Consider the following 25,982-nt stretch of genomic DNA (forward strand, 5'->3'; position numbering starts at 1 on the left):
GCCCATCGATTGGACGACGCCCCAGCGCCGGCAGGCGTCCTGGAAGCGGGCGGCGCTATATTCGCTGCCGCGGTCGGTGTGAAAGATCACCCCGTCGGCGGTGCCGCCGCGGGTGACGGCTGCCATCTGCAGCGAGGCGATGGTCAGCGCCGCGTCGGCGATCGAGACCGGCTGGCCGTCGGGCGACCGATCCGTCGCGACCCGGGCATTGGGCGGGTGTACGTCGAGGATGCGGTTGTGTCGACCTGTCACAGTCGAGATGTCTTGGCCAAGGAGTCGCCGCAGCAGGTTAGTCGCGCTGTCCTGCGCTTCAGCGGGAAGAGCGACTGGATCGCCCTCGAACCGATCACGGAACCTTTCCACGAAGCGGTCGCCGAAGTCGTCATCCACGCGGAAGAGGTAGCCCTGGTTGACGCCGCCGTCCTTGTTGAACGGGCCGCCTGGCGAGGAGTGCCCGGTGCGCCAGGCCTCCGGGATCTCATCTCGGTGCACGGACTGGGAGGCCTGACGGTAGGCCACGTGTACGAGGCGACCGTCATCCTCCCAATCGCTTTGCAGACTATTCGGACGGCGGGCATCGATTGCTTCGGCGGTCACCCGGCTCAACGCGACCACTTTCTGGGATGCGTAGTGAATCACCGTGTCGTCGAGGCGCACCTCCGTCATGGTCGTCCAGTGCGACTTGCGGCGTCCGTTTCTATCCGCCTTGGGCGCCCACAGGATGCCGGCTGCGGCTCCTGATCGAACGTGCGCTGCTGATTCACCCACCAGATTGCCACGCAGGGATCCCTTCTCGTCGCGAGGGAACTCAGCGTAGGGAACATAGACGACATTTCCTGAATAAGCCGCTATGGGCATGGGGTTCAGGAGAGGAATTTGGGTGAGCGTCCCCGACGCCCGGGCTTGGGATGGTGAGCATGAGACGACTGACAATCATCGAGCGTGGCTGGGTCTCCACCGATCCCGGCGTGGTTTACTACGCCAGCCGCACTCTGTAGGGCCCACCTTGGATCTCTGTTCGGTACTTACTCTCTGGCCGGCTGTTCCGAAAGTGCGCCAGGTGAAGGCATCGTCCAAGGTTCGCTGATGGGTGACGAGCAAGGGCTCCAAACAGGCCGCGCACATGGGTGGCATCCAGCCAACGCGGCAAGACTCCGCGAGGACCCAGGGCACCCGTCTGGGCGGGCACGGCCAGCACCTGCTGAGTATGGGCGTACTCATGCCGTGGGTCGAGCTTCGACGTCACCGTCGGGGTCCAGGTCGTCTGCCGCCCAGGAGTTTCCCGTGGTTGCTTTCAATTTCACGCCCGTCAGTCGCCCGTTGAAGGAGGACGTCTTCCTGGAGATCGGCGACGGGGACACTGCCACGATCCAGGCTGATGTGCGGATGGTGTCCATCGACACTCCGGAGAAGGAGCAGGACGCCGGATCGCCCCCGGTGGCTCAAGCCAAACTCGACCTGTGCAAGAGCCGGCTGCTCGATGGCACCTACAAGGCCCTTCCGCGGCGCTCCCACAGGGCGCGGACCTGGCGGCAGGACGGAGGTGGGGCCAGTTGCGGCGCATCAGCACCGGGTTGAGCAGGCGGCGCTGGTCGGTGTCGTCGCCTTCCTCCGGGACGATCTTGTAGAGCGCGCCGCGGTCGTAGTCGTCGTCGAGATCGAACTGGCGGCGACCGCTCCAGGCCAGCGCGAGCGGGAGTTGGATCACGCCGTGTTCGGGCCCCTGGAGGTCCTCCAGCGACCGCGGCACGGTGTATGGCCTGGTGTCGGCGTAACTGAAGGGAGGCGTGTCCATGCTTCCAGTGTGCCCAAACGGCGAATGGGGAGTCGCACTCCCAGCCCGATTCGCCGAGCATGAGGGTGAACGGCACCTCTGCGCCGTCTGGTGACGGCATACTGACATATTGTTATGTCTCATACGCGTACTCAGGTATTCGCGCACCTCGATGTCCCCAACGCTTCCCTCTACCGGCGGATCATGAATGTCTTCATGGCCAACAAGCGGCGCTTCGTGGTGCACCTGCGACCGGAGGATGTGGCGGAGGCTCTTCGTGGAGACGGTGGTGAGCCGGTTGTCCAGGAACAGGTCGACAGCGCGCTGGACAGCTTGGACAAGTGGGACAACCTGCGCGCCGACCCCGACACGGGCCGTGTCACTACAGTCGAGGACTTCTACCGCGCCCGTTACCTCTACCAGCTCAGCCGTGAGGGTGAGGCCGCCGAGCGGGCGCTGGAGGTCTTCGAGCAGGAGCTTGGACGCAGGGGCGAACTCCAAGCGGTGGCACTGGAGGACATCCGCGTACGGCTCCACGCGCTGTCGGCTCTGAAGGCGCCGCCGGATCCGGCGGTGGTGCACAACCTGCTACTGGAGATCATGAGCAGGCTCGACAGCCTGGCCGCCAACGCGAGCGCCTTCATCGGCGGGCTGCAGAGGACCATCGATCTGCAGGACATCGAGGAGGAGGCGTTCCTCGCCTACAAGGATCGCTTGATCGCCTATCTGGAGCGGTTCGTCTCGGAGCTGGTCGTCAAGTCCTTCGACATCTCGGACAAGATCCAGAAACTCACCACAGTCGAGGCGCTGCTCAGGCTGGCCGCAGAACGGGAGGCGGCCGATGCGGCGCCTGATGAGGAAGACCCCGTCGGCTTGAAGCTGGTGGAGTGGCGTAACCGCTGGTCAGGCTTGCGGTCGTGGTTCGTGGGCGATCGCGCGCGTCCCTGTCAGGCCGATCTGCTGCGGACCCGGGCTCGCCAGGCGATTCCGGATCTGCTGGCCACCATCAGCGTGCTGCAGGAACGCCGCGCGGGCAGGAGTGACCGCTCAGCTGACTTCCGGGCACTGGCGCGGTGGTTCGCCGAGTGCCCCACCGAGGAGGACGCGCATCGCCTGTGGCGGGCGGCGTTCGGGCTGGCCTCCGCACGGCACCTGACCGTGGAGGCCGGAGAGCCGGACGGGGCGCCGTCTGCTACGAGCTGGCTTGAGGGGCCACGTGCGGAAATCTCGGTACGGCTGCGCGCCACCGGCAGTTACTCGAGAAGAGGTGCCCCGAGCAAGGTCGTCAACCGGAGCAAGCAACGTGAGGAACTGGCGGCGTTCGTGGCGGCAGAACGCGAACAGACGGAGCTCGCCCGCAAGCGGCTGGCGACAGGCCGGCCGGTGCTGCTGAGTGAGCTGGGCGATCTGGACCCGATGGAGTTCCGGCTCTTCCTGCGCCTGCTGGGAGATGGGCTGGCAGCCGGGCCGGGTGAGGTGACGGCCAGGACCTCGGATGGCAGCTTGGAGGTGCGGTTGAGGCCGGTGGACGGCTATGCGGAAATCCGGACGGAGGACGGTGTGCTGCGTGGGCCCGATCATGAGCTGACCATCATCGACCTGTCGGTGGTGCCGTATGGCGGCTGAGGTCGCCGATGTGCTGGACGCGCAGCGTGAGGAGGAGCGCGGCAAGGCGATTCGGGCGCTGCTGCGTTATCCGCTACTCACCCCCGAGGCGCCCGATTTCCGGCTTGTGCGTAAACACCAGGGTTGGTTGACGGACTGGTTCGCGCGCGAAGCCGGGTGGCAGCTGCACGCCGATACGGCCGTGGCCCGGCTGCGCAAGGTGCCGTCGCGTCACGTCGATGGCACGCGAGCCGCGCAGACCAAGGGAAAGGTGGCGTTCAGCCGCCGCCGTTACGTGCTGACCTGCCTGGCGCTGGCGGCGTTGGAACGGGCCGACAGCCAGGTGACGCTGGGCTGGCTTGCCGAGCGGATGCTGGCCTTCGCGGGCGACCCGGACCTGCTCGCCTCCGGAATGGTCTTCACGCTCGGCACCCGTGAGGAGCGCACGGACCTGGCGACCGTGGCCGGGCTGCTGATCGGTATCGGAGTTCTGAACAAGGTGGCGGGAGACGAAGCCGCTTATGTGAGCGGCTCCGGCGACGCCCTCTATGACGTGAACCGGCGGGTGCTCGCTGTCCTGCCGGTCACCCGACGTGGGCCTTCCATGGTGGAGGCCCACGACCTGTATGAGCGGCTGGCCGCGATCATCGAGGAGCTCGTGCCCGATACCGAAGACGGGCGCAACCGGCTGATCCGGCACAGCCTTACCCGGCGGCTGCTGGACGACCCCGTCCTGTACTATCGCGAGCTGACCGAGGCCGAGCGCGGCTACCTCGAACGCCAACGCGGACCGCTGCTCAAGCGCCTCACCGAGGCGACCGGCCTGGTGGCGGAGGTTCGATCTGAGGGGATCGCCCTGCTCGACCCCACCCGTGAGACCACTGATCTGGGCATGCCGGAGGAAGGAACCGACGGGCACGCCACCTTGCTGCTCGCCGAGTATCTCGCCAACCACCTGCGGACGTATCCCGGAACGGCGGTAGAGGCGGACCAGGCAACGAGTGAGATGGAGCGCCTTGCCGTACAGCACCGCACGTTGTGGCGGAAGAACGCCTCGGTCCCGGAACTGACCGCGGCGGCCATCCACCGGCTGGTGTCGCTCGGGCTCATCAGGCTCCAGGCCGACACGATCGTCCCCTTGCCCGCGCTGGCCCGTTTTGGCTTCGCCGACCCCGTGATCATTGGAAAGAAAGACGCATGACACTCCCGATCGTCGTAACGAATCGCTGGCAGCCGCTGCGCACGGGTCTGGTGGACCTGTTCTACTACGACGACCAGGAGTTCTGGTTCCGGGACGGACGCATCCTGTTCCGCGGTAACAACGGCACGGGCAAATCCAAGGTGCTGGCCTTGACGCTGCCGTTCCTTTTGGACGGAGAGCTGACGCCGAGCCGGGTGGAGCCCGATGGCGACCCCGGCAAGAAGATGGAGTGGAACCTCCTGCTGGGCGACCGGTACGAGGAACGGCTCGGCTACACCTGGCTGGAGTTCGGCCGGATCACCGACGACGGCGAACCCGCGTATCTGACCGTGGGATGCGGGCTGAAGGCGGTCAAGGGCAAGGGAATCGCCGACCGCTGGTTCTTCGTCACCTCGCAGCGAATCGGTCAGGACCTGTTCCTGATCGGCAAGAGTGGCACCGCGCTGACCCGGGACCGGCTGACCGAGGCGATCGGCCTGTCCGGTCAGGTCGTCCAGCAGTCCTCCGCCTACCGCAGGCTCCTGGACGAGCACCTGTTCCACCTGGGGACGGAACGGTACGAGGCGCTGATCAACCTGCTCATCCAACTTCGCCAGCCGCAACTGTCCAAGCGCCCGGACGAGAAGAAGCTGTCACAGGCGCTCTCCCAGGCCCTCGCCCCGCTTGACCAGGCGCTCATCTCCGACGTCGCCGCGGCCTTCCACGATCTGGAGCAGCAGCGTGAGGAACTGGCCGGGCTCAAGGACACCCGTGAGCACGTGCGCCGGTTCATGACGCGCTACCAGCGTTATGCCGCGGTGGCCGCCCGCAGACAGGCCGGGCAGGTAAGGCTCGCGCACTCCGCCTACGAGCAGGGGCAGCGCGACCTGAACACCGTGGCCGAACTGATCGCCGACGCCGCCTGGCGCGAGAGCGAAGCCGCCGCCTCCACCGAGAGCGCCCAGACAGAGCTGGCCGAGCAGAACGCCGTCAAGGAGGAACTCGCCGGCGACAGCCGGATCAAGGATCTGGACGCCGCCGAACGGTACGCCGACGAAGCCGATCAGGCCGTCACCGCCGCAGTGGAGTCGGTCGAGGCAGCCGAGAGCAAGGTTGCCGAGCGGACCGTACGGCACGGCAGGGCCGAGCAGGCCGCGGCCGAGAGCGCGCAGGCGCTGGCCGACTGCCGTGATCGCGCGCTGCCCCTCGCTGAGCAGAGTGGGCTGGCGGCCGAGCACGAGCGCCTGCTGGAGGCCGGTGAGCCGATCGAGTCCGCTCTGCGGTCGAGGGCCGAAGCCATCGACCACGTCACCGCCCTCGCCCAGACGGCGGCCGAGCGCGAGCGCGATCTGGTCGCCGCCCGCACCCTGCTCGCCAAACGCGAGTCCCAACGTGACGCGGCAGCCGACCGGCTTGCCACCGCCCGCGACGGGCTGGCTGCCGCCGCCACTGATCACGTCACGGCCTGGCGCCGGTACGGCCTGGGACTTCGAGAGCTGAGCCTGCCCGATCCCGAGGAGTACGGCCTGGCCGCCTGGTCCGAGAGCCTGACCGGGCCGCATCCAGGCGAGGTGGCGCTGCGCGAGGCCGGGCAACGCAGCGGGCAGGAGCTCGCTCACGCCCTGGCGGCCGCGACCATGGCCCTGGATGCCCGCCGCGCTGATCACGACGAGCTGGTGGCCGAGCGTGACCGGTTGTCCGCAGGCGAGCAGGCGACGCCGCGCGTGCCGTACACCAGAGGAGGGGACGTCCGCGAGGGCCGGCCGGGCGGGCCGCTGTGGGCGTTGACCGACTTCGCAGCCGAACTCGATGCCGGCAGCCGGGCCGGGCTGGAGGCGGCACTGGAGGCCTCCGGTCTGCTGGACGCCTGGATCACCCCGGACGGGCGGCTGCTGGCTGCCGGTACCCACGATGTGATCGCGCTGCCTGGCGATCGTGCGCAGACGCCGCTCAGCCGCGCGCTCGTCACCTCCGACCCTGCGGCGCAGGCCGTACTGGAGAGCATCGGTCTGGCGGAACAGCCTGGGCCTTACGTCTGCGTCGACGGACGCTGGCGGCTCGAGCCGTTGAACGGCGCTTGGACCAAGCCGAGCGCCGAGTACATAGGCGCCACGGCTCGCGAGGAAGCCAGGCAGCGCCGTCTGGCGGAGCTGGCCGCGCTGATCGACGTGGCCGCCACTGAGGTACGGCTGGCCGAAGAACTGGTGATGGCCATCGAGGCGCGGCAGGAGCGGGTGGCCGCCGAGATGGCCGGACACCCGCCGGACACGAGCGTGCGGGACGCCCACACGGCGCTTGCCAGCGCGGCCGATCGCCATGCAGATGCCGTTGCCGCGATGGAGGAACAGGAGAACGACGTCCAGTGGGCCATGGACGACCTGACGTCGGTGATCGGCGAACGGGACCGCGCCGCGACCGACACCCGGCTACCCGCCGATCTCGCCGGGCTGAAGCAGGTACGTCAGGCCTTGGGTGCCTACCGCCAGGTGGTCACCGAGCTGCTGGCCGCCACCCACCTGAACAGCCAGAGTCAGGCCGAGGTGCTCACTTGGACGGGTGAGCTGCGCGCCGCGGAGCAGGAGCGGGAACGAGCCCAGGAGGTTGAGCGCACGGCGCGCAGACGGGCGGCCGAAGAACAGGCCCGGCTGGAGACCCTGCGGGCCGCGATCGGCGCGTCGGTGGAGGAACTCCGGGAGCGGCTCACCGAGACCAAGGCCCGGATCGCCGCGCTGACCGTCGAGCTCAAGCGGCTGGGCCAGGCCCACCAGGAGGCCGTGGAGCAGCGCGCCAAAGCCGAAGGACGGCAGGAGCAACTCCGTGAGAACGCCGACGGCGTGGCGCGCCGCAGGGAGGACGCCATCGAGGCGCTTCGCCGCTTCGCCGAAACCGGGCTGCTGGAGGTGGCCTGCGAGGTGGAACAGAGCGGCTCCTGGGCGGCCGATCCTGCAGTACGGCTCGCGCGACGCATCGAGCAGGCACTCTCGGAGGTCGACGACTCCGACGACGCGTGGCGCCGGGTCCAGGATGAGATCACCCGGCGCTATAGCGAACTGGCTGAGGCACTTACAAGGCACGGCCACCACGCCGTTGCGGGCCTGTCGGACTGGTTCGTGGTGACGATCCAGTTCCAGGGTCGTGAGCGGGCACCCGGCGAACTGGCCGCCCTGCTGGAGGTCGAGCTGGACTACCGCGAGCGGACACTGACCGCGCGCCAGCGGGAGATCGTCGAGGAACACCTGGTCAATGACGTGGCGGCGCATCTGCAGCAGCTCATCGCGGATGCCGACGAACAGGTCGACCAGATGAACAAGGAGTTGAAGGAACGGCCCACCTCCACCGGCATGCTGCTGCGCATGTCCTGGACGCCCGACAAGGACGCTCCCGCCGGATTGGCCGAGGCCCGCGCCCGGCTCCTGCGCCAGGGCGCCGACCTGTGGTCTCCGGCCGATCGGACGGCCGTGGCCGACTTCCTCCAGGGCCAGATCGAGGCCGAGCGCAGCAGGGACGAGCACGGCACCTGGGCCGAGCACCTGCGGCGGGCTCTGGACTACCGGAGCTGGCACACCTTCGTGATCGAGCGCTACCAAGACGGACGCTGGCGTCCCGCCACTGGCCCCGCCTCGGGCGGCGAGCGGGTGCTGACAGTCTCCCTGCCGCTGTTCGCGGCGGCCTCCTCCCACTACCGCTCCGCCCACCCGCACGCTCCGCGTCTGGTCACCCTGGATGAAGCCTTCGCCGGAGTCGACGACGACGCGCGGGCCAAGTGCCTGGGTCTGTTGACCACCTTCGACCTGGACGTGGCGATGACCAGCGAGCGGGAGTGGGGCTTCTATTCCACGGTGCCCGGCATCGCCACCCATCAGTTGGTCCGCCGCGACGGTATCGACGCGGTCCACGTGACTACCTGGGAGTGGGACGGGACCAGGGCCGAACGCGTAGAGAGGGAGGATTCCAGCCAAGAACCCTCGGCACTGTCCGAGGAGGAGGACGGTTTGTGGTGAACGACCTCGACCGGCTTCGCCGTACCCTCGGCGGGGCCGGGCTGGCGCGCGTCGTGGCGCGCCTAACAGATCGAATCGCTCACGATCGGTATCTCTACGCTCCGCTGATGCTCGATGAGGTCACGGACGAGGAGCGACGGGCGGTCGCCGCGCTGCTGGGCCGCAAGGACCGCGGCGCGGCCAGCCTCAGCGTGTCCCCAGCAGCGGTGGAGGCGACGCTGCGCCGAGCGGGGATCTGCGACGACCTGCGCGCCGCCGTGCTTGCGCTCACAGGGCCGGTGCCGGTGCGCGCCGAGGAACAGGCTCGCCACGACCACGCTCGCGCTGAACTGATGGAGGTCCTGGCCGCGTGCCGTCACGCGAGCGAGCCATGGTTCGCTGACTGGAGCGCCGGGCTGGCCGCCGATGGCAGCTTGACCAAAGCAGTACGGCAAGGCGGTGAGGTCATCCATCGGGCGCGTGCCGTCCTCGACCTGCTACCCGCCGCCTATCCGATCCCGATCAGCGTGCTGGCGGAGCGGGCCACCGGCGACACCAAAGCACTGGCTGGGACCCCGCTGGCCAGATTGGTGCTGCGGGCACTGGCGGCTCGGATCAGCGCGCCTGCCTGGGCGACTGCGGAGGGACGCCGCGCGCTGTGGGAGTCCGCCGGAGTGATCGTGGACGACCTCGCGAGCCAGGTGCTCGTCCTGGGCCTTCGCGCGACCGGCTCGCCGCTGGCCGACTGGCTGAACGCGGCGGCGGATGCGGCCACGCCCTTCCGCGTCACGTTGCACCAGCTGACGACGATGCCGCTGCGGGTTACCACGCCGCTGATCTTCGTGTGCGAGAACCCCGCAGTGCTCAGAGCCGCGGTGGCCGTGCCCGGAGCGGCCCTGATCTGCACAGAAGGGATACCGTCTCTGGCGTGCCACCGGCTGGTTGCTGCATGCGCGGGCGCGGTGTGGTGGCGCGGCGACTTCGACTGGACGGGCGTGCGGACCACCGCCGAGGCATGGACGAGATATGGGGCTACGCCCTGGCGGATGGACGTGACCACCTATCGGCAGGCGCTTGCTCGCGGCGAGTCAGAGGCGTTGAAGGGTAGTTCGGCCGATAGCCCCTGGGCGCCGGAGCTCGCGGCACAGATGGCGGCCACTGGACGAGCGGTCATGGAGGAACGACTCATCGGTGAACTTCTCGAGGACCTGGCCGACTTCGATGAACCTTTCCTGGGACGCTGAGCTGCCCGTATTTGTGGACACAGATTTCGGGTCGGTGCTCGACGGGTGCTCGGACGTCAGAGACCGATCGAGCACCGGGATGGACCGGCCAGCACGGTAATCAGCGGAGACGCGGACGAACAGGGTCGTTAGTGGACATCCCGGTGCCCGTCCGGACGGCTGATTCCATGATCCTGAATTCTCTTAAGTCAGCGGTTCTTCGTGGTGGAGCGTTCATAGGGGTGCCTCGTCGTCCGTCCACGTGTTGCTCTGTCCGTGTCTCCGCTGATTTTCGTGGTGGCCCGTCCGCCCTCGTGCTCGCCCGCTATTTGACGTCGGAGCACCCTCGCCGCCGCACGACGTTCCCGGGGTGTCGTCGGGCACGCGGCGTGAGTCTTGAAGTGCAGAGCCGAGAGGGAAGTCTGGAGGGGCACGTAGTTGGGGAGGTTGTACGCCAGGCCGATCGCCAATCGACGGGTTCTTCCAGCGATGTCGCTGCTTGATTTGATGGAGTGCCAGTGGACGTGTTGAGCCTGACCAGGTCGGCTTCGTGAAGGTCGCGGGCGCGCCGTTCCCGCTCGAAGAGTCCCGGGCCAGTGGGCGCTGTACTGGCACCCGGTTTGTCGATCCTGGCAGCCATAGCGCTGTGGACATAGCTACTGACGGGCATGGCGACTCTCCGATCAAGATGGGGTAATGGTGAGTGAATCGGGGGGATGTTTGCGATGATGAGGGGACTGAGTCGGGCCGAGGGAGGTGAAGTGGGTGTCCTACAGTCCGAAGCTGGCGGCGGCGTTGTCGGGCGCCACGCTTCGTCAGCTCGCGCACTGGCGTAAGGCCAGCTCAGGCCGTGGGGCCGTGCTGGTACCGGAGACCTCGCCGGTGCGCCCGGTGCTGTACTCGTTTCGAGACCTGGTCGCCTTGCGCACCTGTGTGAAGCTGCGCAACGACGCGTCCCTGCAGAAGATTCGCCGGGCGTTGGACACGCTCCGCGACGACCTGCAGGAGCGTGAGCATCTGTCGGCGTATCAGTTGGTGACCGATGGCTCGACGATCTATCTGGTGGAGCAGGGCCAGGCCACCGATCTGGTGCATCGCAAGGCCAACATCGTCATCCATGACATGGTTGAGGTGTTGCGGCCGTTCTACCGCAATGGGCGGCATATCCCGGACCTGCTGCATCCCCGGGAGCACGTCATCGTCGACCCGGCGGTCCGTGGTGGCATGCCGGTGATCGAGGGGACCCGCGTGCCGTACGACGAGATCGCTGCTCTGCTGCGGGATGGTGTCCCGGCTGAGCGGATCGCGGACTACTACCCGAGTGTGTCGGCCACCGCGGCATTGGACGCCGCTGACTTCGCCGATTACGTCGACAGCTACGACCCCCCAAGGGAGCAGCGTGAGGCTGCTGCTGGATGAGAACGTCCCCCGCCCCCTGCATCAGGTTTTGACCAGCTTCGTGTTGAACCACGACATCGCCCATCTGCTGGATCTTCCTGGCTGGTCGGGCACACGTGACGAGACCCTGTATCCGCGAGCCGCGGCGGAGGGGTTCCACGTTGTGCTCACCAATGACGGCCGTCAGATGCAACGGCCGCGGGAGGTGGCCGCGATCGCAGCCTCTGGCCTGCACCGGATCGAGTACCCGCACAAACATCCCGGGCTGGCCGGGATGGGCGTCGCGATCGCGACGGTCGCCGCTGGGTTGCCGAGCGCACTGGCGTTGCTGGGACAGGCCGGCGGACCACGCTTGATCACGTTGCGAGGAGTCGACCCCACGGTGGCCAGTCGGTTGCGGGTGACCGATCCTGCGGTGAACCCGCCCAAGTTCTGGCCAACGTCTCCGTAGGGTGGGCGGACCGCCAGGCTTCCCAGATCTCGGGCCGGATTTTACCCCGTGATGCAACGGAGAGGCTTCGAGTGAGTCGCCCACGCCCGGACTTCGGCGATGGAGGGTTCATGCGTGAGTGGAACCGCAGGCGAGTTGTCCGACTGTGGTTCGGACGGTGGCAGGGGCTGCGGACGGAGTGGCGCTCGCGTAGGTGTTTCAGCGGTGGTGAAACCGAGGCGGGTCAGGGTGCGGCGGCGCTTGCCGTACATCCGTTCCAGCTGAGGGGACCTGCACGTCGAGGTAGTCGTGGACCTCGACGTCGTGTTTGGTGGCGGCTTCGCGCATGATGCGTCCGACCTGTTGGATGACGCGTCCTTTGAAGGAGATGGGAATGGCCAGGAACAGCGTGTCGAGCCTTGGCAGGTCGAATCCCTCCCCGGCGATCTTGTCGATGGCGATCAGGGCCAGCGGTCTGCCTTGGTTGTCTGTGAGGTCGGCGCGGAGCTGGGCTCGTTCGGCCGGAGTGAGTTTGCCGTGCAGCAGAGTAGAAGTCACACCGAGGCCACGGAGGTTGGCGTCGAGACGTTCGAGGTGCTCCAGCCGGTTGGTCAGGATGAGGCATTGTCGCCCACGCGCGACAGCGTCGGCAACATCGGTGGCGATCTGGGCGTTTCGCTTCTGATCGGCGGCCAGTTCGCCGTACATGGCCTGGAAGGACGCGCCGTCATTGCCGATCTCCTCAGTGGTGAAGGAGGTGATGTGTACCAGCTGGCGCTGGGCGAAGGTAACCTCGGCGGCGATCTCGTGCCGGATGGGCCCGCACTGCATCGTGATGATCGCGTCCATCTGATCGGCGCGATACGGGGTGGCCGACAGGCCTAGCCAGCGCTCCACCCGCACTTGCCGGATCGCGGCTTCGGCCGCGGGCGCGCCGATGGCGTGACACTCGTCGACCACGACGAGTCCGTAATCGTCCAGGAGGTCGTTGGCGCGCTGCGGCTGGTCAGTGAAACGAACAGCGTCCGGAACAACGCCAGCTTCTGCGTCGGAGTTGAGGAGGCATCCGCGTAGGGCAGGCCGGAACCGGCCGTCTGTGATGGCGAACTTTGCTGAGCTACTGGCGGACTTGACTGCCGCGAGTTTCCGGTCGCCAGCAAACCACGCAGGCGCTCGTTCTCCTCCCGTAACTCAGCGATCTCCATCAAGGCCAGATCCAGCCGGATCCGAAGCTCTACCGGATCATTCCATTCGGCCCACGAGTCCACGCCTCCATCCTGCGCGATGTGCTCCGTGCCGCCAAACGAACACCAGCCGTGTCGATGGGATGCGCTTGAATCACTGCTGGGGCAGGAGCGTACCCGCCGGGCGCGACGTTTTTGGTGACGCCGTAATTACGAACACGGGCGGACGGGCGCTCGGTGGGTGCTCGGACGTCAAAGACCAGACGAGCACGGACGCGGACGGCCCAGCACGGGAACCGGCGGAGGCGCGGACAAACCAGACCGTAGGCGGACGCCCAGGCGCCTGTCCGGACGGCTGATTTCATGATCCAGGGCTCTCTTAACCAGCGGGTCCGGGGTTCGAGTCCCTGGCGGCGCACCGGCAGAAACCCCGGCTCATGCCCTAGTGAGCCGGGGTTTTCGCTTCCCCGCGACCTGCGTACTCCATGCGCAGTAGTTCGACCGTCTCCCGCCGACGGATGCCCCGAAGGGCGCGCTGTCCGACCGTGGGGGCATGGAACTCTTGCGCCTGCTCCTCCTCTTCTTCCACCTGGCTGGGTTCGCCGCGATGGTCGGCGGGTTCTTCTACCAGATGCGCGTCAAGCAGCCGGAGATCGGCGGCTACATGATCGGCGGCGCGATCGGCCAGGCGGTCACCGGCGCCGCGCTGATCGGGGTCAGGTACGCGCTCGACCTGCCCGTCAACAACCCCAAGATGGGCCTCAAGCTGGGGCTCGACCTCATCCTGCTGGTGCTCGCCGTCGTGGGGGTGCGGCAGCGGGTCAAGCGGCCCGCCGTCTTCTACGGCGTCGGCGCGCTCGCCATGCTGACCGCGGCGGTGGCGGTTTTCTGGAAGTAGAACTGTCGGTGACGATCTCTAGTGTCCCCGGCATGACGAACGCGGTGCAGGCGTACTCCTACGCGGGGCCCTCGACCCTCGACGGCTCCAGGCTAGACCTGTCGACCTCCGGTGGCCGGGCGCTGTCCGGACCTCAGGCCCATCCTCGCTTCTTCAGCGGGCTGATCACCGAGGCCGCGCCCGCCGCCGCCGGCCTGCTGGCGCTGGCCGACGTGGCGATGACCCGCTACCACCAGCCGCGGCCCGGCTGGACCCGCGACCCTGTGGTGACCTGCGACGGGCAGCGGCTGCGCCTGGAGTCCTTCTCCGCGTGCGGCGGCGTCTACGCCAGGCTCGACCTCGACGCGCTCGACGGTGAGGTGCTCGACAGGGGCACCACCAACGTCGACGTCAACGGTCCGCTGCGCGAGGCGCTGGTCAGGGTCGGCGGGAAGGATCCGCTGCACCTGGGCGTGGGCCCCGACGAGCTGACCGTCACCACGCTCGAAGGGGCGGTGGTGGAGAAGAAGGTGCCGCTGCCCACGCGCTGGCTGCGCGGTTTCGCCGAGGTCCAGGTCATCGCCGCGGGCTTCAACCTGCGCGCGGAGCTTCGAGGGCCGCAGGCGGTGCGCTTCCTGCGCGGCCTGCCGCGCGCGTCCAAGGCCACCGTCTGGGTCGCGCCCGCGGGGCGCGACCTGCGGGTGGTCTCGGGCCCCGCGTCAGGCGCGGTCTGCCTGTCGGGGGCAGGGCGGATCACCACGCTGATGCCGCTGCTCAGGTTCGCCAAGGCCCTCAGGGTGTACGGCCCGGCGGCCGGGAGCGAGTTCGAGGCGAGCGCGTGGGAGCTCGAGCTGCCAGGCATGCGCTACACCCTGGCGATCTCGCCCCAGCCCTGGCGCGGCTTCTCCGGCGAGGGCGCCGTTCTCGACGACCTGTCCACCGACGAGGCGGCCGGCGACGCCGACGTGATCGGCATGCTGCTCAACTTCGAGCCCTCGGTGGAGATCGGCCTGCTGGCCGACCGCTCAGGGCTCTCCCCCTCGCGCGTGCGGGCCGCCCTCACCCAGCTCGGTACGGCAGGGCGCGTCGGCTACGACCTGCACGAGGCCTCGCACTTCCACAGGGAGCTGCCCTACGACAGAGACCAGGTCGCCGAGCTCAACCCCAGGCTCACCGCGGCCAGGGCGCTCGTCGACTCCGGCGCCGTGCGGCTCGACGGCTCGACGGCCGAGGTGACCACCCCCGGCGGCGTCCGTCGGGTGAGCCTCGCCGAGGGGAGCTGCACCTGTGAGTGGTGGTTCGACCACCGCGGCTCGCGCGGACCGTGCAAGCACGTCCTCGCGGCCAGGATCGCCGCCAGGGTCGCGGTCGAGGCCGAGGTGACCGCATGAGCGCAGGGCAGCCGACGGAAGTGGTGCGGGCCGAGCGCGCGGACGCGTGGGAGGCGGTGACCGAGGCGATCGACAGCGGTCAGGCCGACCGGGTGGCGGAGGTCGTGATCCGGCTGGACGAGGCCGAGCGCAGGCAGGTCGCGGCCGAGTTGCCCAGTCACCTTCCCACGGCCAGGCGCAGGGCGCACGAGCGGTACGAGACGCGGCAGGGCGAGGCGCACCGGCGCTACGAGCGCGCCCAGCAGGATTTCCTGCGCGAGGCGACGGAGGGCGGCCTGTCGGAGGAGCAGGCCCACGCCCAGTGGTGGTCGGGCCATCACTACCGGTATGAGCAGTGGGTCGACTGGCGTGAGCGCGACCGGTGGATCGAGCCCATGCGGGTCGCCGGCGCGGGCACGATCGGCGGAGCCGCGGCGGTCGCCGCCTGGCTGCACCGCCGAGACCTGATGGAGGCGGCGGACGACCTCGGCCCGATCCTGCGCGTCATCGGCGAGCGTCCGGCCGAGTGGCAGGCCGACCTGGCGGTCAGGCTGGCCACGCGGATCCGGGCGACGCGGCGGCGCGACACGGGCAACGCGGCCGAGCTCGCGCTGGAGCTGCTCCGCAGGAGCGGAGCCGAACCTCCCGAGTACGACCCGCTCGTCGTCGCGTGGGTCGCCGCCGCCCGCAGATCACGTCCCGACCCCCGGAGCGATCGATGGACGGACGCGCTCACCTGGGACGACCAGGGCAGGGGAGCGGTGCCCACCCTTCGTGACGATCCTCTCCTCGTCCACCTCCTGCCGCGGCTCTTCGAGGCCGAGGGCGTGGGGAACACGCTGCGCGACGACCCCGCCGACCCCGGCGCCTCAGGCTCCTGGCTGGGTGCCTTACGGCGGCTCGAGCAGGAGGGCAGGATCGACCGCAAGCTGCTGCTCGACGGCTGCGTCAGCCGCTTCCTGCGCGGTGGCGGCGCCACGGACCTCCGCTTCTTCGCCCGCCTGCACGAGCTGCTGCTGCCCGCCCCTGACGAGACGGCCCCGTACACGCGCGACTATCTGCGGCTGTTGCCGGCCGCCCCTGGGCCGGTGGCCGAGCTGGCCGTGCGGCAGTTGCGCGGGGTCGGTCTCGGCGCCGACGACCTCAACGAGGCGATCGAGGCACTGCTGTTCCGCGCCGAGAGCAAGCTCGTGCGCACCGGGCTGACCTGGCTCGACCAGGCCGCCCGCGCGGCGGCGGGCGACCTCGACCATCTGGCTCCCGCGCTGGGCTCGGCGTTCCTGTGCGACTCCTACGACGTGCGGGAGCGGGCCGTACGGCTGGCGGTCAAGCACGCTCGCCGCTTCACTCCCCTCGGTGCCGACGCCGTCCGCGAGGCCGGCGCGGTCCTCCCCGCCGACCTGGCCGTACGGCTGGCCGAGGCGTTCGGCGGTGAGGTCGTCCCCGAGGCGGAGGCCGACGACTTCCAGTCGGGAGAGCTCCCTGTCGTCGACGAGCGGCCAGCAGCCTTCCCGCCTCCGGCCGAGCGGGCGCCCTCGCAGGGCGGGGTCGCCTTCGAGAGCTGGCTGGCGTGGTTCGTCGGTGAGGGGGCGGCCAGGCGAAGGCCCGTGGAGGGGGAGACCTCCCTCTACGACCGGCGTGAGTGGCACCACCTCGAGGAGTGGGCGGAGGCGATGCTGCGCGAAGCCGCCGCGCCCGGCCAGGAGCCGCCTATTCCCGAACCTGAGGAGCCACCGGCGTACGCTCGCCACACCATCGGCGTCACCACCGCCGACGGCCACTTCGAGGTGGAGTTCGGGCAGCTGCCCGCCGACGTGCGAGAGAGCATCACGGCCGATCTGAACGCGCGCGGGGTGCCGCTGGGCAATCTGGAGCACGTCGAGGAGGCCGAGCCGATCGCCATCGAGATCCTCGGGCTCTCGATGGCGACGACGGGCAACTGGCCCACGCGCGACAGGAAGCCGGAGCCGCCACGCGACAGACTGCCCAAGAACGTCTCCATGCCGCATCTGGTCATGCTCCGCCGGTGCGCGGAGGTGCACACCGCGCTCAAGGCCGGGACGCTTCCGCCGTACCTGCTGGCCACGCCGACCCGCACGGACGGCCACCTGGACCCGGCGGTGCTCGTGGCCCGGCTCGAGGGTTACGAGCGGGCGGGTGTCGAGGCGCTCCCCCTCGACCTGCAGCAGGCGCTGCTCCGGGTGCCCCGCGAGGTCGCGCCCGAGGTGGCAGGCCGGGCGCGGGCCCTGGGCACCCGGGCGGGCGCCACCCTGGTCGGCTGGCTGACGAACAGGCCGGAGCCGGTGACCCGCGTCGACTGGACACACCGCGTCGACTGGACACACCGCGACGGCGACTACACCCACGACCAGCAGCCAGGCGAGCGCTACTCGCTGCGCCTCAAGCCCCGCATCGCGATCGAGCCCACCGGTCTCGAGATCGTCGACGCGCTGCTGTCCGATCCGGAGCCCTACCACTGGGATGGGTACGGGCGCTACACGGAGTCCTGGCCGATGCTGCTGCCCGCGGATCGGGAGGTCGTGGCGATGCACCTGCTGCCGCATCTGCTCAACGAGTGGGACAGGCCCGGTGACTTCCACCGGACCGTCGCCGCGCTCGTCGACGGAGACGGTCCGGCCGGAGAAGGGCTGGCCCTGCTGCTCGCCCGGCTCCTGGCAGAGAGAGGGCCCTGGCACGCGCGCGACGCCGGGACCACGCTGCTGCTCAGAGCCGTGGCGCGCGGCAGCCTGCCCGCCGTCGAGTGCGGCCGCCAGCTGGGGCTGGTGCTGCGCAGGACCGAGGTCAAGCTCGGACGCGTCCTGGAGTCCCTGGAGGACTGCGCCAGGAAGGGCGCCCACCGCGAGATCTGGCAGCTCGTCGAGGGGATGCTGCCGGTCCTTCTGCCTGGCACGGACGAAAGGGCGCACGCCGGGCACACCCAGGTCCTCGGCTTCGCCGTAAGGGCCGCCGGTTGGGCGGGGGCGAGCGGCCCGATCCCGGCCGTCGCCGAGGTGGCCGCGCGCACGGGGTCGAGCGGCTTCGTACGGACGGCACGCCGCCTGCACGAACTGCTGACCCGCTAGGTCGACGGCCCGGAGTTGTCGGTGGCGCTCTGTTCAACGGAGCGCATGCAAAAGGAGACGCGGCGGCGCGGACTGTTCTGGGATGTGCAGGAGGGGCGGGTCGCGCCGCCACCCGCGGCGGTCCTTCTCGGCTGGGAGCTGGTCAGGGTGGATCTCGAGCAGGGGACCGGCAGGGAGGTGTGCTTCCTCGCCGGAGAGCTGCTCGGGCCCGATGGCTGTCCCGTGGCCGTCGCCACCGCGACCGCGCGCATCCAGACCGTCCGGGGGGAGGGGGCGCCGCCGTCCCGAGTGTCAGCCTGACGCGTGCGGGTGTGAGCGGTTCGCCACCAGCGGCTCATCCTGAGGAGCGGGTGACACAGGCGTCCAGGAGGGGCCCCAGCTCGCGCGCCACGGTGGTCAGGGCGCGCACGTCCCGCTCGGTCCTGGCCATGAGGATCGCTCCCTCCAGCGAGCTGATCATGAGTGTCGCGAGAGACCCGGCCCTGGGGCCCGGCACGCCCATCCCCTCCAGCGCCTGGGCCACCGCGCTGCTCCAGTGGGCGAAGGCGGCGGCGGCAGCGGCTCTGACGGAGTCGCTGGAGTCGGCGCAGTCCACCGTCGCCGCGGCGACCGGGCAGCCCGCGACGAACCCGGCCGTCTCGAACTCGTCGGTCCACTGGCGCACCATCGCGGCGAACAGCCCGCTGGGCGAGGGCTCGGCCAGCTCGCCGACAAAGCGGGCGACCCGCTTGCCCGCGTAGGCGCCCGCCCAGGCCACGGCCTCGTTGACGAGCTGCTCCTTGCCTCCGGGAAAGTAGTGCTGGAGCGATCCCCTCGGCGCCCGCGCGTGGGCGGCCACGTCGCGCATGCCGGTGGCGGTGACCCCGTCACGCCGGATGAGCTGAGCCGCGCCGAACACCATCCGCTCGCGCGGCCCCCGTTCGGAAACCGCCACGATGAGCCTCCTCCTCTATGACGAGTGTCATAAGGCTACTACTATGACAGGTGTCATAGCGGACGCGGAGACGGCGGTGCGTCGTGGACGTGGGTTTCATCGGACTCGGCGTCATGGGGCAGCCCATGGCGCTCAACCTGGCCAGGTCGGGCACGCACCTCGTCGTGTGGAACCGCACCCCCGCCAGGTGCGAGCCGCTGCGGGAGGCCGGAGCGGAGGTGGCGGGCAGTCCCGCCGAGGTCTTCAAGCGCGCCAGGACCGTCATCCTCATGCTGGCAGACGGCGCCGCGATCGACTCCGCCCTGGGTCGTGGCACTCCCGACTTCGGGGCGAACGTCGCAGGGCGCACGATCGTCCACATGGGGACGACGTCGCCGGGCTACTCACGCGGGCTCGAAGCCGACGTCCGTACGGCAGGCGGCGGCTACGTCGAGGCTCCCGTCTCGGGATCGCGTAAGCCCGCGGAGGCCGGGCGGCTCGTGGCGATGCTGGCCGGAGAGCGGGCGGCCGTGGAGGCGGTACGCCCCCTGCTGCGGCCGGTGTGCCACGAGGCGTTCACCTGCGGGCCGGTGCCGAGCGCGCTGCTGATGAAGCTCTCGGTCAACCTGTTCCTGATCACCATGGTCACCGGCCTCACCGAGGCCTTCCACTTCGCCGATCGACACGGGCTGGACAGGGCGCAGTTCCTGGAGGTCCTCGACGCCGGCCCGATGGCCAGCGGTGTCTCCAGGATGAAGGCGCCCAAGCTGCTGGCGCGTGACTTCGCCGTACAGGCCGCGGCCAGGGACGTCCTGATGAACAACCAGCTGATCGCCGACGCGGCCAGGGCGTCGGGCATCGCCTCGCCCCTGCTGGACGTCTGCCACGCCCTGTTCGGCGAGGCCGTCGCGCTGGGGCACGGCCAGGCCGACATGGTGGCCGTCCTCCACGCGCTCGAGGCCAGGACCGCGGGCCAGGCCGCACGGCGCACCAGGCGCGGCGGGGAGTGGTGATTGTTAAATGCAGTTGCGGGCTAATGGGGTGATTCGGGATGCTTTCCTCATGTACCGCAGCCGAATGTGCCACAGGGCTCGCACGCGACGTTAGGACGTCACGTGCGAGCCGTCATGGCGGGTGAGGGTGCTGGTGTGCTCGGCGGTTTCATAAGCCGCACAAGGCGGGTTCGATTCCCGCACCCGCTACGACGCGGCGAAAAGTCAGCAACGGGGGCAGCGGGTGCGCCGCCGCCTCGTGTGGACCGTTCTCATGGTGGGCGTGCAGGCCGTCAGTGAGGCGTCGCTGGTGAGAATGGCGAGCTCCAGCCGGCGTAGTTCGGCGCCGGGTTCGAGGCCGAGGTCCGTGCTGAGGATGTGCCTGCCCGCGCGGTAGACCTCCAGGGCCTCGGCCTGGCGGCCGGCGCGGTAGAGGGCGAGCATGAGCTGGCCGCGGAAGCGCTCCTGGAACGGATGCTCCTCCACGAGGACCGACAGCCGTCCGATGAGGTCGGTGTGGCGGCGTAGGCGCAGGTCGGCGTCCATGCAGTCGCCCAGCGCCGACAGCCGCTCCTCGTTCAGCCTGGTGGCCTCCTGGTTCAGCAGCGGGGCCCCTTCCAGGCCGGAGAGCGCGGGGCCGCGCCACAGGGCCAGAGCGGTGTGGAGCAGGTCGCTCGCCCTTTCGACCAGGCCTGAGGCCAGGGCCTGTCTGCCCTGGTGGGCGAGGCTCTCGAAGCGATGGGCGTCGAGCGAGCCGGTGGGGATGTCGAGGGCGTAACCCTGGGCGCGGTGGACGATGGCCTCAGGGGAGCCGAGCGTGCGTCGAAGCCGGTGAAGGTGCAGGCGCAGGCGTTTGACGCCCTGCTCTCCCGCCTCGTCGCCCCACAGCGCGTCGACCAGCGCGTCGCTGCGGACGACCTTGCCGGCCTGGCACAGCAGGAGGGCCAGCAGCGCCTGCTGTTTGCCGGATCTGACCGTTAGAGGGCGATCATCCTTTATCACGTCGAGCGCGCCCAGAATTCTGAATTCCATGGCACTCAAGAGCTTTTCCACGAACGGAGGATAGAAGCGCGGATCGAGAAATGGAGGAGAAACCCAAGAGAAATCCTCTGAACCCACACTCAAGCAAGAAGTCACCGGCCTCGCGGGCTTTAAACCCACCAAGAGGGGGAATGTCGTGAAAAAAGCCTGGTTTGTGCCGGTCGCGATCGGCGTCGTCGCCGCGCTGCCCGCCCCTTCGATCGCCGCGCAGAAGCCACCGCAGGCAGAGAGCCGCGAGGAGACCCACGCCCACGCGGGTCCCGAACGGTCGGACGTGACGCGGCCCAGACCGGAGAAGGCCAGACCGCTCCCCAAGGCGGACCTGCGAGCGGTCGAGGTCGAGCAGGAGCCGAGCGCCCGCGCGACCGCCTCTGGCAGGGTCGCGCTCAGGGCGCTGGTGATCGCGGTGGACGGCGCCGACTTCGGCCTGGCCACCTGGAAGGCGGCGCTCGATCGAGCCGGCATGCCGTACGACGTGGTGGAGAGCAGGTCGCAGAGCCTGCCCCCGCTGGTCAGGCAGGACGGCACGGGCGCGTACAACGCGATCCTGCTCACCAACGGCTCGCTGCTCCACCAGGGCGGCGACGGGTACGTCAGCGGGCTCGACCCCGAGGAGTGGAACACGCTGTGGGCCTACGAGCGTGACCACGGCGTGCGGCAGGTGTCGCTCTACACCGCCTACGGCGCCTTCCCCGAGGACTACTGCCTGCGTCCCGGCAGTGAGGGCGGCATCGGCGCCACGCCGGTCAACGCCACCCTCACTCCTGCGGGCGCGGCCGTCTTCGACCAGCTGAAGGGGACCGTCCCGATCAGCCAGTCCTACCTCTACCGCAGCGTCGTGCAGCAGGGCTGTCAGGCGGAGCCGATCCTCACCTCGGGCAGCGACGTGCTCGGCGTCAGGAGCACCTCGCCGGACGGGCGTGAGCGGATGGCGCTGACCTTCACCTCCAACCAGTACCTCCCGCAGGCCGACCTGCTCACCCCCGGCCTGCTGCGCTGGGCGACCAGGGGCGTGATGCTGGGAGAGCGGCGCCACTACCTCAACGTGGACGTCGACGACTGGTTCTCCCACACCGACCATCTCAGGACCGACGGCACGATCGACAGCACGCCGGGCTTCAGGATCAGCAGGAACGACGCCGAGGCGACCTACAACCAGCAGCAGAGCTTCAGGGCGAACAACCCGCTCGCCGCGAACTTCAGGCTGGCCCTGGCCTACAACGGCGAAGGGGCCAACCCGGGCGCGCCCAAGAGCTGCGTGCTCACGCTGCTCAGCCCCGACCCGCTGACCAGCTACTCCCGCTGCAGAGCCGGCGCGTTCACCTGGATCAACCACACCTTCACCCACCCGAAGATGAACTTCACCGACTACCAGACCAGCTACAACGAGATCACCGACAACCTCACCAGGGCGCAGCAGCTCGGGCTGAGCGTCGACAGGACCGTGCTGAAGACGGGTGAGTACTCAGGGCTCGGCGTCTATCACCCCGACCCCGCCAACGACATCGACCCGCCCACCGACCACGGCCTGGCCGCCTCCAACCCCGGACTGCTCCAGGCGGCGAAGGCGGCGGGGGTGAAGTACCTGCACGGCAACATGTCCTTCGCCAGCCACCGGCCCTCCTGCTTCAACTGCGGCACCCGCCACCCGCTCCAGCCCGAGCTGCTCGTGGTGCCCGACTGGCCCACCAACGTCGCCTACCACGTGACGACCAGGGCCGAGCAGACGCTGTTCTACAACTCCTACTACGGGCCGCGCGGCAGGTTCCCCCACTGGCCTGCCGACCAGACCTACGCGCAGATCCTCCACCACGAGAGCGAGGTCGGCCTGCAGCACGTCATGTCGGGCTCGGTCTACGCGCACACCTTCCACCAGGGCAACCTGCGCGGCACGCCGAACCTCGTCTTCGACTGGGTCAACGCCGTGATGAACAAGTACAAGGGCCTGTACAAGGTGCCGGTGCTCACGCCGACCTGGACCGAGCTGGCCGCCTACGTCGAGGCCCGCGGCGCCCACTTCGCGGCGCTGCCGAACGTCGACGCCGTCCTCGACCGGGAGGCGGGCACGGTCACCCTCACCTCCCCGACGGCGGGGAGCGTGTTCGTCACGCACGCGGGCACGGGCGGCACGCCGTACGGCACCGACAGGATCGCCAGGGTCACGCTCGGCGCCGGCACGTCGGTGACGCTCCCCGCGAGCGTGCGTCCGTGAGGGTGACGCTCGTCTCTGAAGGGACCTACCCCTTCGCCATGGGCGGCGTGAGCGTGTGGATGGACCAGCTCATCCGCGGCATGTCCGACTACAGCTGGGACGTCGTCACGCTGACCGTCGACGGGACCGAGCGCTCGCTGTGGGAGCGGCCCGGCAACCTCGCGACCGTGACCGCGCTCCCGCTGTGGGGGCAGCAGGCCAGGAGGAGCGCTCCCGTCCCGCCGTCCTACGCGGAGTTCCTGCGGCTCATCCTCACGCCCGCGGTGATGGGGCAGGGCAGCGCCGCCTTCCTGGCCGCGCTCGAGGACCTGTCGCGGTGCGAGGACCTGCTCGGCGCGCTGACCGGGGCGCGGGGGCTCACGTTGCTCATGGACAGCTGGTACGGCCATCGCATGGACGGCATCAACCTGGCCGACGCCATCACCGCGGCCCATCTGCTCGGCCACATGCTGCGCCCGCTCACCGAGCCGCCCGTCCGCTCCGACCTGACGCACGTGGCGATGAACGGGCTGAGCATGCTGGTCGCCATGGCGGCCAAATGGCGGTACGGCACGCCGATCGTCCTGTCCGAGCACGGCGTCTACCTGCGCGAGCGCTACCTGCAGTACCTCACGGAGCCGGCCTCGCACGCCGTACGCGTGCTGCTGCTGAGCTTCTTCAGGCGGCTGGCGGGCGCGTCGTACGCCATCGCCGACAGGATCGCCCCGCACTCCTCCTACAACAAGCGCTGGCAGCTGAGGGGCGGCGCCGACGACGAGCGGATCAGGGTGATGTACAACGGCGTGGACCCCGACGACTTCCCCGTGGCGAAGGGGGAGCCCGAGGCGCCGACGCTGGTGTTCATGGGCAGGATCGACCCGCTCAAGGACATCCACACGCTGATCCGCGCCTTCGCGGTCGTCAGGGAAAAGCTGCCCGACGCGAGATTACGGATCTTCGGAGGGGTGCCCGACGGCAACGAGTCGTACCAGGCGAGCTGCGAGGCGCTGGTCGGCGAGCTGGGTCTGGAGGGCGCGGCGATCTTCGAGGGCAGGGTCGCCTCGCCGCTCGAGGCCTACCACGCCGGGCACGTCGTGGCGCTGACCAGCATCTCCGAGGGCTTTCCCTACACCGTGGTCGAGGCGATGGCCTGCGGCAGGCCGGTGGTGTGCACGAACGTCGGCGGCGTCTCCGAGGCGGTGGCGGGAGCGGGCTACGTCGTCGCGCCGCGCGATCACCGGGCCGTCGCCGAGGCCGCGCTGCGGCTGCTGACCGACCCTCCGCTCAGGCGCAGGCTAGGCACGCTGGCCAGGTCGCGCGTCATGGAGAGGTTCACGCTCCGGCAGTCGCTCGCCGACTACCGCCACGTCTACAGGGAGGTCGTGCCGTGAAGATCATCATCGAGCCGATCGACGAGCTGGTCGAGCAGCTGCGGCCCAGGCTGGCCAGGGCGGTCGAGCCGCTGCAGGTGGCCGCGGCGCTGGAGTCGGAGGGGCTCAACGACAAGCTGGCGCGCGAGCGCTACGGCCATGCCGACGTCTTCTCCCTCGCCGAGACCGTCTACGCGCGGCTCGTCAGAGCCGAGCCCGCGCCGCCCGCCGAGGCCGGCCGCGACACCACCTGGCGCTCGCTCGTCCACGGGCCGCTCTACGCCATGCCCGCCGCGCTGCTGCCCGCCGTGACGGCGCTGGTCGGAGTCGAGTCGCTGATGCCCGGTCTCGTCGTGACGACGGGGATCGGGTGGGTGCTCGGCTCGGTGCTGTCGCGGCTGGCCTACGGCCTGACCGGGCTCGGCGCGCCGGCCTCCGCGGCCATGACGCTGCGCAGGGGGCTGGTCCTCGGGGTGATCGTGGCGGGCGGCACGGCGCTGCTGTGGGGGCCGGTGTCGATGGTCGTGCTGGCCGTCGCGCAGCTGACCTTCCAGGTGTGCTCGGGGATCCTGCTGTTCCACCGGCGTGAGGGGCTGCTCGCGCTGCTGATGCTGCCCGCCACCGTGGCGGGAGCCGGCTACGTGGTCGTGGGCGAGCCGGTCGTCGCGCTCGTCGCCGTGGCGCTGGGCGTGCTGTCCATCGGCGCGGTGGCGTGCGCGGCCGTCCTGCTGACCAGGCACGGCAGGCCAGAGCGGCCGGTCAGGGGGCAGTTCACCGCGGACCTGGCTCTCGCGCTGGTCTACAGCGCGCTGACAGCCGGCTTCCTGCTGCTGGCCGAGGCGGTCTACGTCGTCTCCAGGCCCGACCTGGCGGTCGCCGGCGCGGGCCTGGTGCTCGGGATGGGCGTGCTCGAATGGCGGGCGCACCGCTTCGAGTCGGCGGTGCGGGGCGTGGTCAGGCAGGTGTGCTACCCGGTGGAGTTCACCGCCCAGGGGCACAGGCTGCTGCTGCGCGGCCTGCTCTGCTGCCTCGCCGCGCTGAGCTGCCTCGCCGCGCTGAGCTGCCTCACCGTCGCCGTGCTGGCGATGACCGAGGTGAGCCTGCAGGGCGTGGCGATGGCCGCTGCCCACGTGGTGCTCGGCGGCGCCTACTTCGTGGCCTTTCTGCTGGCCAACCAGGGCAGGCTGGTCGAGCTCTGCCTGGCGCAGGGCGCGGCGCTGCTGGTGCACCAGGGCGCGGGGCCGCTGCTGCCGGAGGGCCCGCTGGCCGACGTGCTGCTGTTCCTCGCCGCCTGCCTGCTGTTGCTGTCGCTGCTGCTGGCCCTGATGTCCGGCAGCCTCAAGGACGTGTGGCACTACCGCTGAAGGAGCG

Annotated in this window: 18 protein-coding genes, 1 tRNA gene and 1 pseudogene; 16 read left to right on the forward strand and 4 right to left on the reverse strand. The window is 69.6% G+C overall.

Translation table 11 applies throughout. The features are described 5' to 3' along the window. A pseudogene (locus tag ABFX50_RS51515) lies at window positions 1-858 on the reverse strand (hypothetical protein); the annotation flags it as partial. 426 nt (window positions 859-1,284) lie between these two features. Between ABFX50_RS51515 and ABFX50_RS37225 the strand changes: the two are divergent. The 7 genes from ABFX50_RS37225 (at window position 1,285) to ABFX50_RS37255 (ending at window position 11,611) form a co-directional block, all read left to right on the forward strand. Beyond that, complete coding sequence (locus tag ABFX50_RS37225; RefSeq protein ID WP_346153234.1) at window positions 1,285-1,578, forward strand: hypothetical protein; 294 nt, start codon at window positions 1,285-1,287, stop codon at window positions 1,576-1,578. 331 nt (window positions 1,579-1,909) lie between these two features. After that, window positions 1,910-3,400 (forward strand): TIGR02677 family protein, encoded by a 1,491-nt coding sequence (locus tag ABFX50_RS37230; protein WP_346153236.1) that lies wholly within the window; start codon window positions 1,910-1,912, stop codon window positions 3,398-3,400. Beyond that, window positions 3,390-4,580 carry a TIGR02678 family protein gene (locus tag ABFX50_RS37235; protein WP_346153238.1) on the forward strand — a complete coding sequence of 397 codons (1,191 nt, stop codon included), beginning with the start codon at window positions 3,390-3,392 and terminating at the stop codon, window positions 4,578-4,580. The genes ABFX50_RS37230 and ABFX50_RS37235 overlap by 11 nt, the downstream gene beginning before the upstream one ends. Beyond that, on the forward strand, window positions 4,577-8,560 hold the full coding sequence (locus ABFX50_RS37240) for a TIGR02680 family protein (protein ID WP_346153239.1): 3,984 nt from the start codon (window positions 4,577-4,579) through the stop codon (window positions 8,558-8,560). Before ABFX50_RS37235 ends, ABFX50_RS37240 begins: the two co-directional genes overlap by 4 nt. Continuing rightward, on the forward strand, window positions 8,557-9,783 hold the full coding sequence (locus ABFX50_RS37245; RefSeq protein WP_346153241.1) for a TIGR02679 family protein: 1,227 nt from the start codon (window positions 8,557-8,559) through the stop codon (window positions 9,781-9,783). Before ABFX50_RS37240 ends, ABFX50_RS37245 begins: the two co-directional genes overlap by 4 nt. Window positions 9,784-10,527: 744 nt before the next feature. Continuing rightward, the gene (locus tag ABFX50_RS37250) at window positions 10,528-11,181 is read left to right on the forward strand and encodes a DUF433 domain-containing protein (RefSeq protein ID WP_346153243.1); all 654 of its coding nucleotides are present in this window, start codon (window positions 10,528-10,530) and stop codon (window positions 11,179-11,181) included. Beyond that, on the forward strand, window positions 11,162-11,611 hold the full coding sequence (locus tag ABFX50_RS37255; protein ID WP_346153245.1) for a PIN-like domain-containing protein: 450 nt from the start codon (window positions 11,162-11,164) through the stop codon (window positions 11,609-11,611). The genes ABFX50_RS37250 and ABFX50_RS37255 overlap by 20 nt, the downstream gene beginning before the upstream one ends. 198 nt (window positions 11,612-11,809) lie before the next feature. Here ABFX50_RS37255 and ABFX50_RS37260 read toward each other — a convergent pair whose 3' ends face one another. Beyond that, a complete protein-coding gene (locus tag ABFX50_RS37260; RefSeq protein ID WP_346153437.1) occupies window positions 11,810-12,691 on the reverse strand; it encodes a DEAD/DEAH box helicase in 882 nt (293 codons plus the stop codon). A 636-nt stretch (window positions 12,692-13,327) separates the two neighbouring features. Between ABFX50_RS37260 and ABFX50_RS37265 the strand changes: the two genes are divergently transcribed. The 4 genes from ABFX50_RS37265 to ABFX50_RS37280 are packed head-to-tail and all read left to right on the forward strand — an operon-like array spanning window position 13,328 to window position 18,404. Continuing rightward, window positions 13,328-13,672 carry a hypothetical protein gene (locus ABFX50_RS37265; protein ID WP_346153247.1) on the forward strand — a complete coding sequence of 115 codons (345 nt, stop codon included), beginning with the start codon at window positions 13,328-13,330 and terminating at the stop codon, window positions 13,670-13,672. A 32-nt stretch (window positions 13,673-13,704) separates the two neighbouring features. Further along, window positions 13,705-15,042, forward strand: a complete 1,338-nt coding sequence (locus ABFX50_RS37270) for an SWIM zinc finger family protein (protein WP_346153249.1) — start codon at window positions 13,705-13,707, stop codon at window positions 15,040-15,042. After that, the gene (locus tag ABFX50_RS37275; RefSeq protein WP_346153250.1) at window positions 15,039-18,104 is read left to right on the forward strand and encodes a DUF7824 domain-containing protein; all 3,066 of its coding nucleotides are present in this window, start codon (window positions 15,039-15,041) and stop codon (window positions 18,102-18,104) included. Before ABFX50_RS37270 ends, ABFX50_RS37275 begins: the two co-directional genes overlap by 4 nt. A gap of 45 nt (window positions 18,105-18,149) precedes the next feature. Continuing rightward, window positions 18,150-18,404 (forward strand): hypothetical protein, encoded by a 255-nt coding sequence (locus tag ABFX50_RS37280; RefSeq protein ID WP_346153252.1) that lies wholly within the window; start codon window positions 18,150-18,152, stop codon window positions 18,402-18,404. A gap of 34 nt (window positions 18,405-18,438) precedes the next feature. On the opposite strand, the gene ABFX50_RS37285 is transcribed toward ABFX50_RS37280, so the two are convergent. Continuing rightward, window positions 18,439-19,038 carry a TetR/AcrR family transcriptional regulator gene (locus ABFX50_RS37285; RefSeq protein WP_346153254.1) on the reverse strand — a complete coding sequence of 200 codons (600 nt, stop codon included), beginning with the start codon at window positions 19,036-19,038 and terminating at the stop codon, window positions 18,439-18,441. An 83-nt stretch (window positions 19,039-19,121) separates the two neighbouring features. On the opposite strand from ABFX50_RS37285, the gene ABFX50_RS37290 reads away from it, so the two are divergent. Together ABFX50_RS37290 and ABFX50_RS37295 are read left to right on the forward strand one after the other, a co-directional pair. Then, window positions 19,122-20,030, forward strand: a complete 909-nt coding sequence (locus ABFX50_RS37290; protein WP_346153256.1) for an NAD(P)-dependent oxidoreductase — start codon at window positions 19,122-19,124, stop codon at window positions 20,028-20,030. Between the two features lie 116 nt (window positions 20,031-20,146). Beyond that, window positions 20,147-20,219 (forward strand) — tRNA-Met (locus ABFX50_RS37295). Window positions 20,220-20,234: 15 nt separating this feature from the next. On the opposite strand, the gene ABFX50_RS37300 is transcribed toward ABFX50_RS37295, so the two are convergent. Further along, window positions 20,235-21,041, reverse strand: a complete 807-nt coding sequence (locus tag ABFX50_RS37300) for an AfsR/SARP family transcriptional regulator (RefSeq protein WP_346153258.1) — start codon at window positions 21,039-21,041, stop codon at window positions 20,235-20,237. Between the two features lie 145 nt (window positions 21,042-21,186). On the opposite strand from ABFX50_RS37300, the gene ABFX50_RS37305 reads away from it, so the two are divergent. From ABFX50_RS37305 to ABFX50_RS37315, 3 genes are read left to right on the forward strand one after another with little or no spacing between them, the layout of a single operon-like run. Next, window positions 21,187-23,262, forward strand: a complete 2,076-nt coding sequence (locus tag ABFX50_RS37305) for an Agd3-related carbohydrate deacetylase (RefSeq protein ID WP_346153260.1) — start codon at window positions 21,187-21,189, stop codon at window positions 23,260-23,262. Further along, entirely contained in the window at window positions 23,259-24,632 is a 1,374-nt protein-coding gene (gene pelF, locus ABFX50_RS37310) for a GT4 family glycosyltransferase PelF (RefSeq protein WP_346153262.1), read from the forward strand. Before ABFX50_RS37305 ends, pelF begins: the two co-directional genes overlap by 4 nt. Continuing rightward, window positions 24,629-25,975 carry a hypothetical protein gene (locus ABFX50_RS37315; RefSeq protein ID WP_346153264.1) on the forward strand — a complete coding sequence of 449 codons (1,347 nt, stop codon included), beginning with the start codon at window positions 24,629-24,631 and terminating at the stop codon, window positions 25,973-25,975. The genes pelF and ABFX50_RS37315 overlap by 4 nt, the downstream gene beginning before the upstream one ends. Window positions 25,976-25,982 lie beyond the last annotated feature (7 nt).

This window comes from Nonomuraea recticatena (genome assembly GCF_039533245.1).
Classification (GTDB): Bacteria; Actinomycetota; Actinomycetes; order Streptosporangiales; family Streptosporangiaceae; genus Nonomuraea; species Nonomuraea roseola.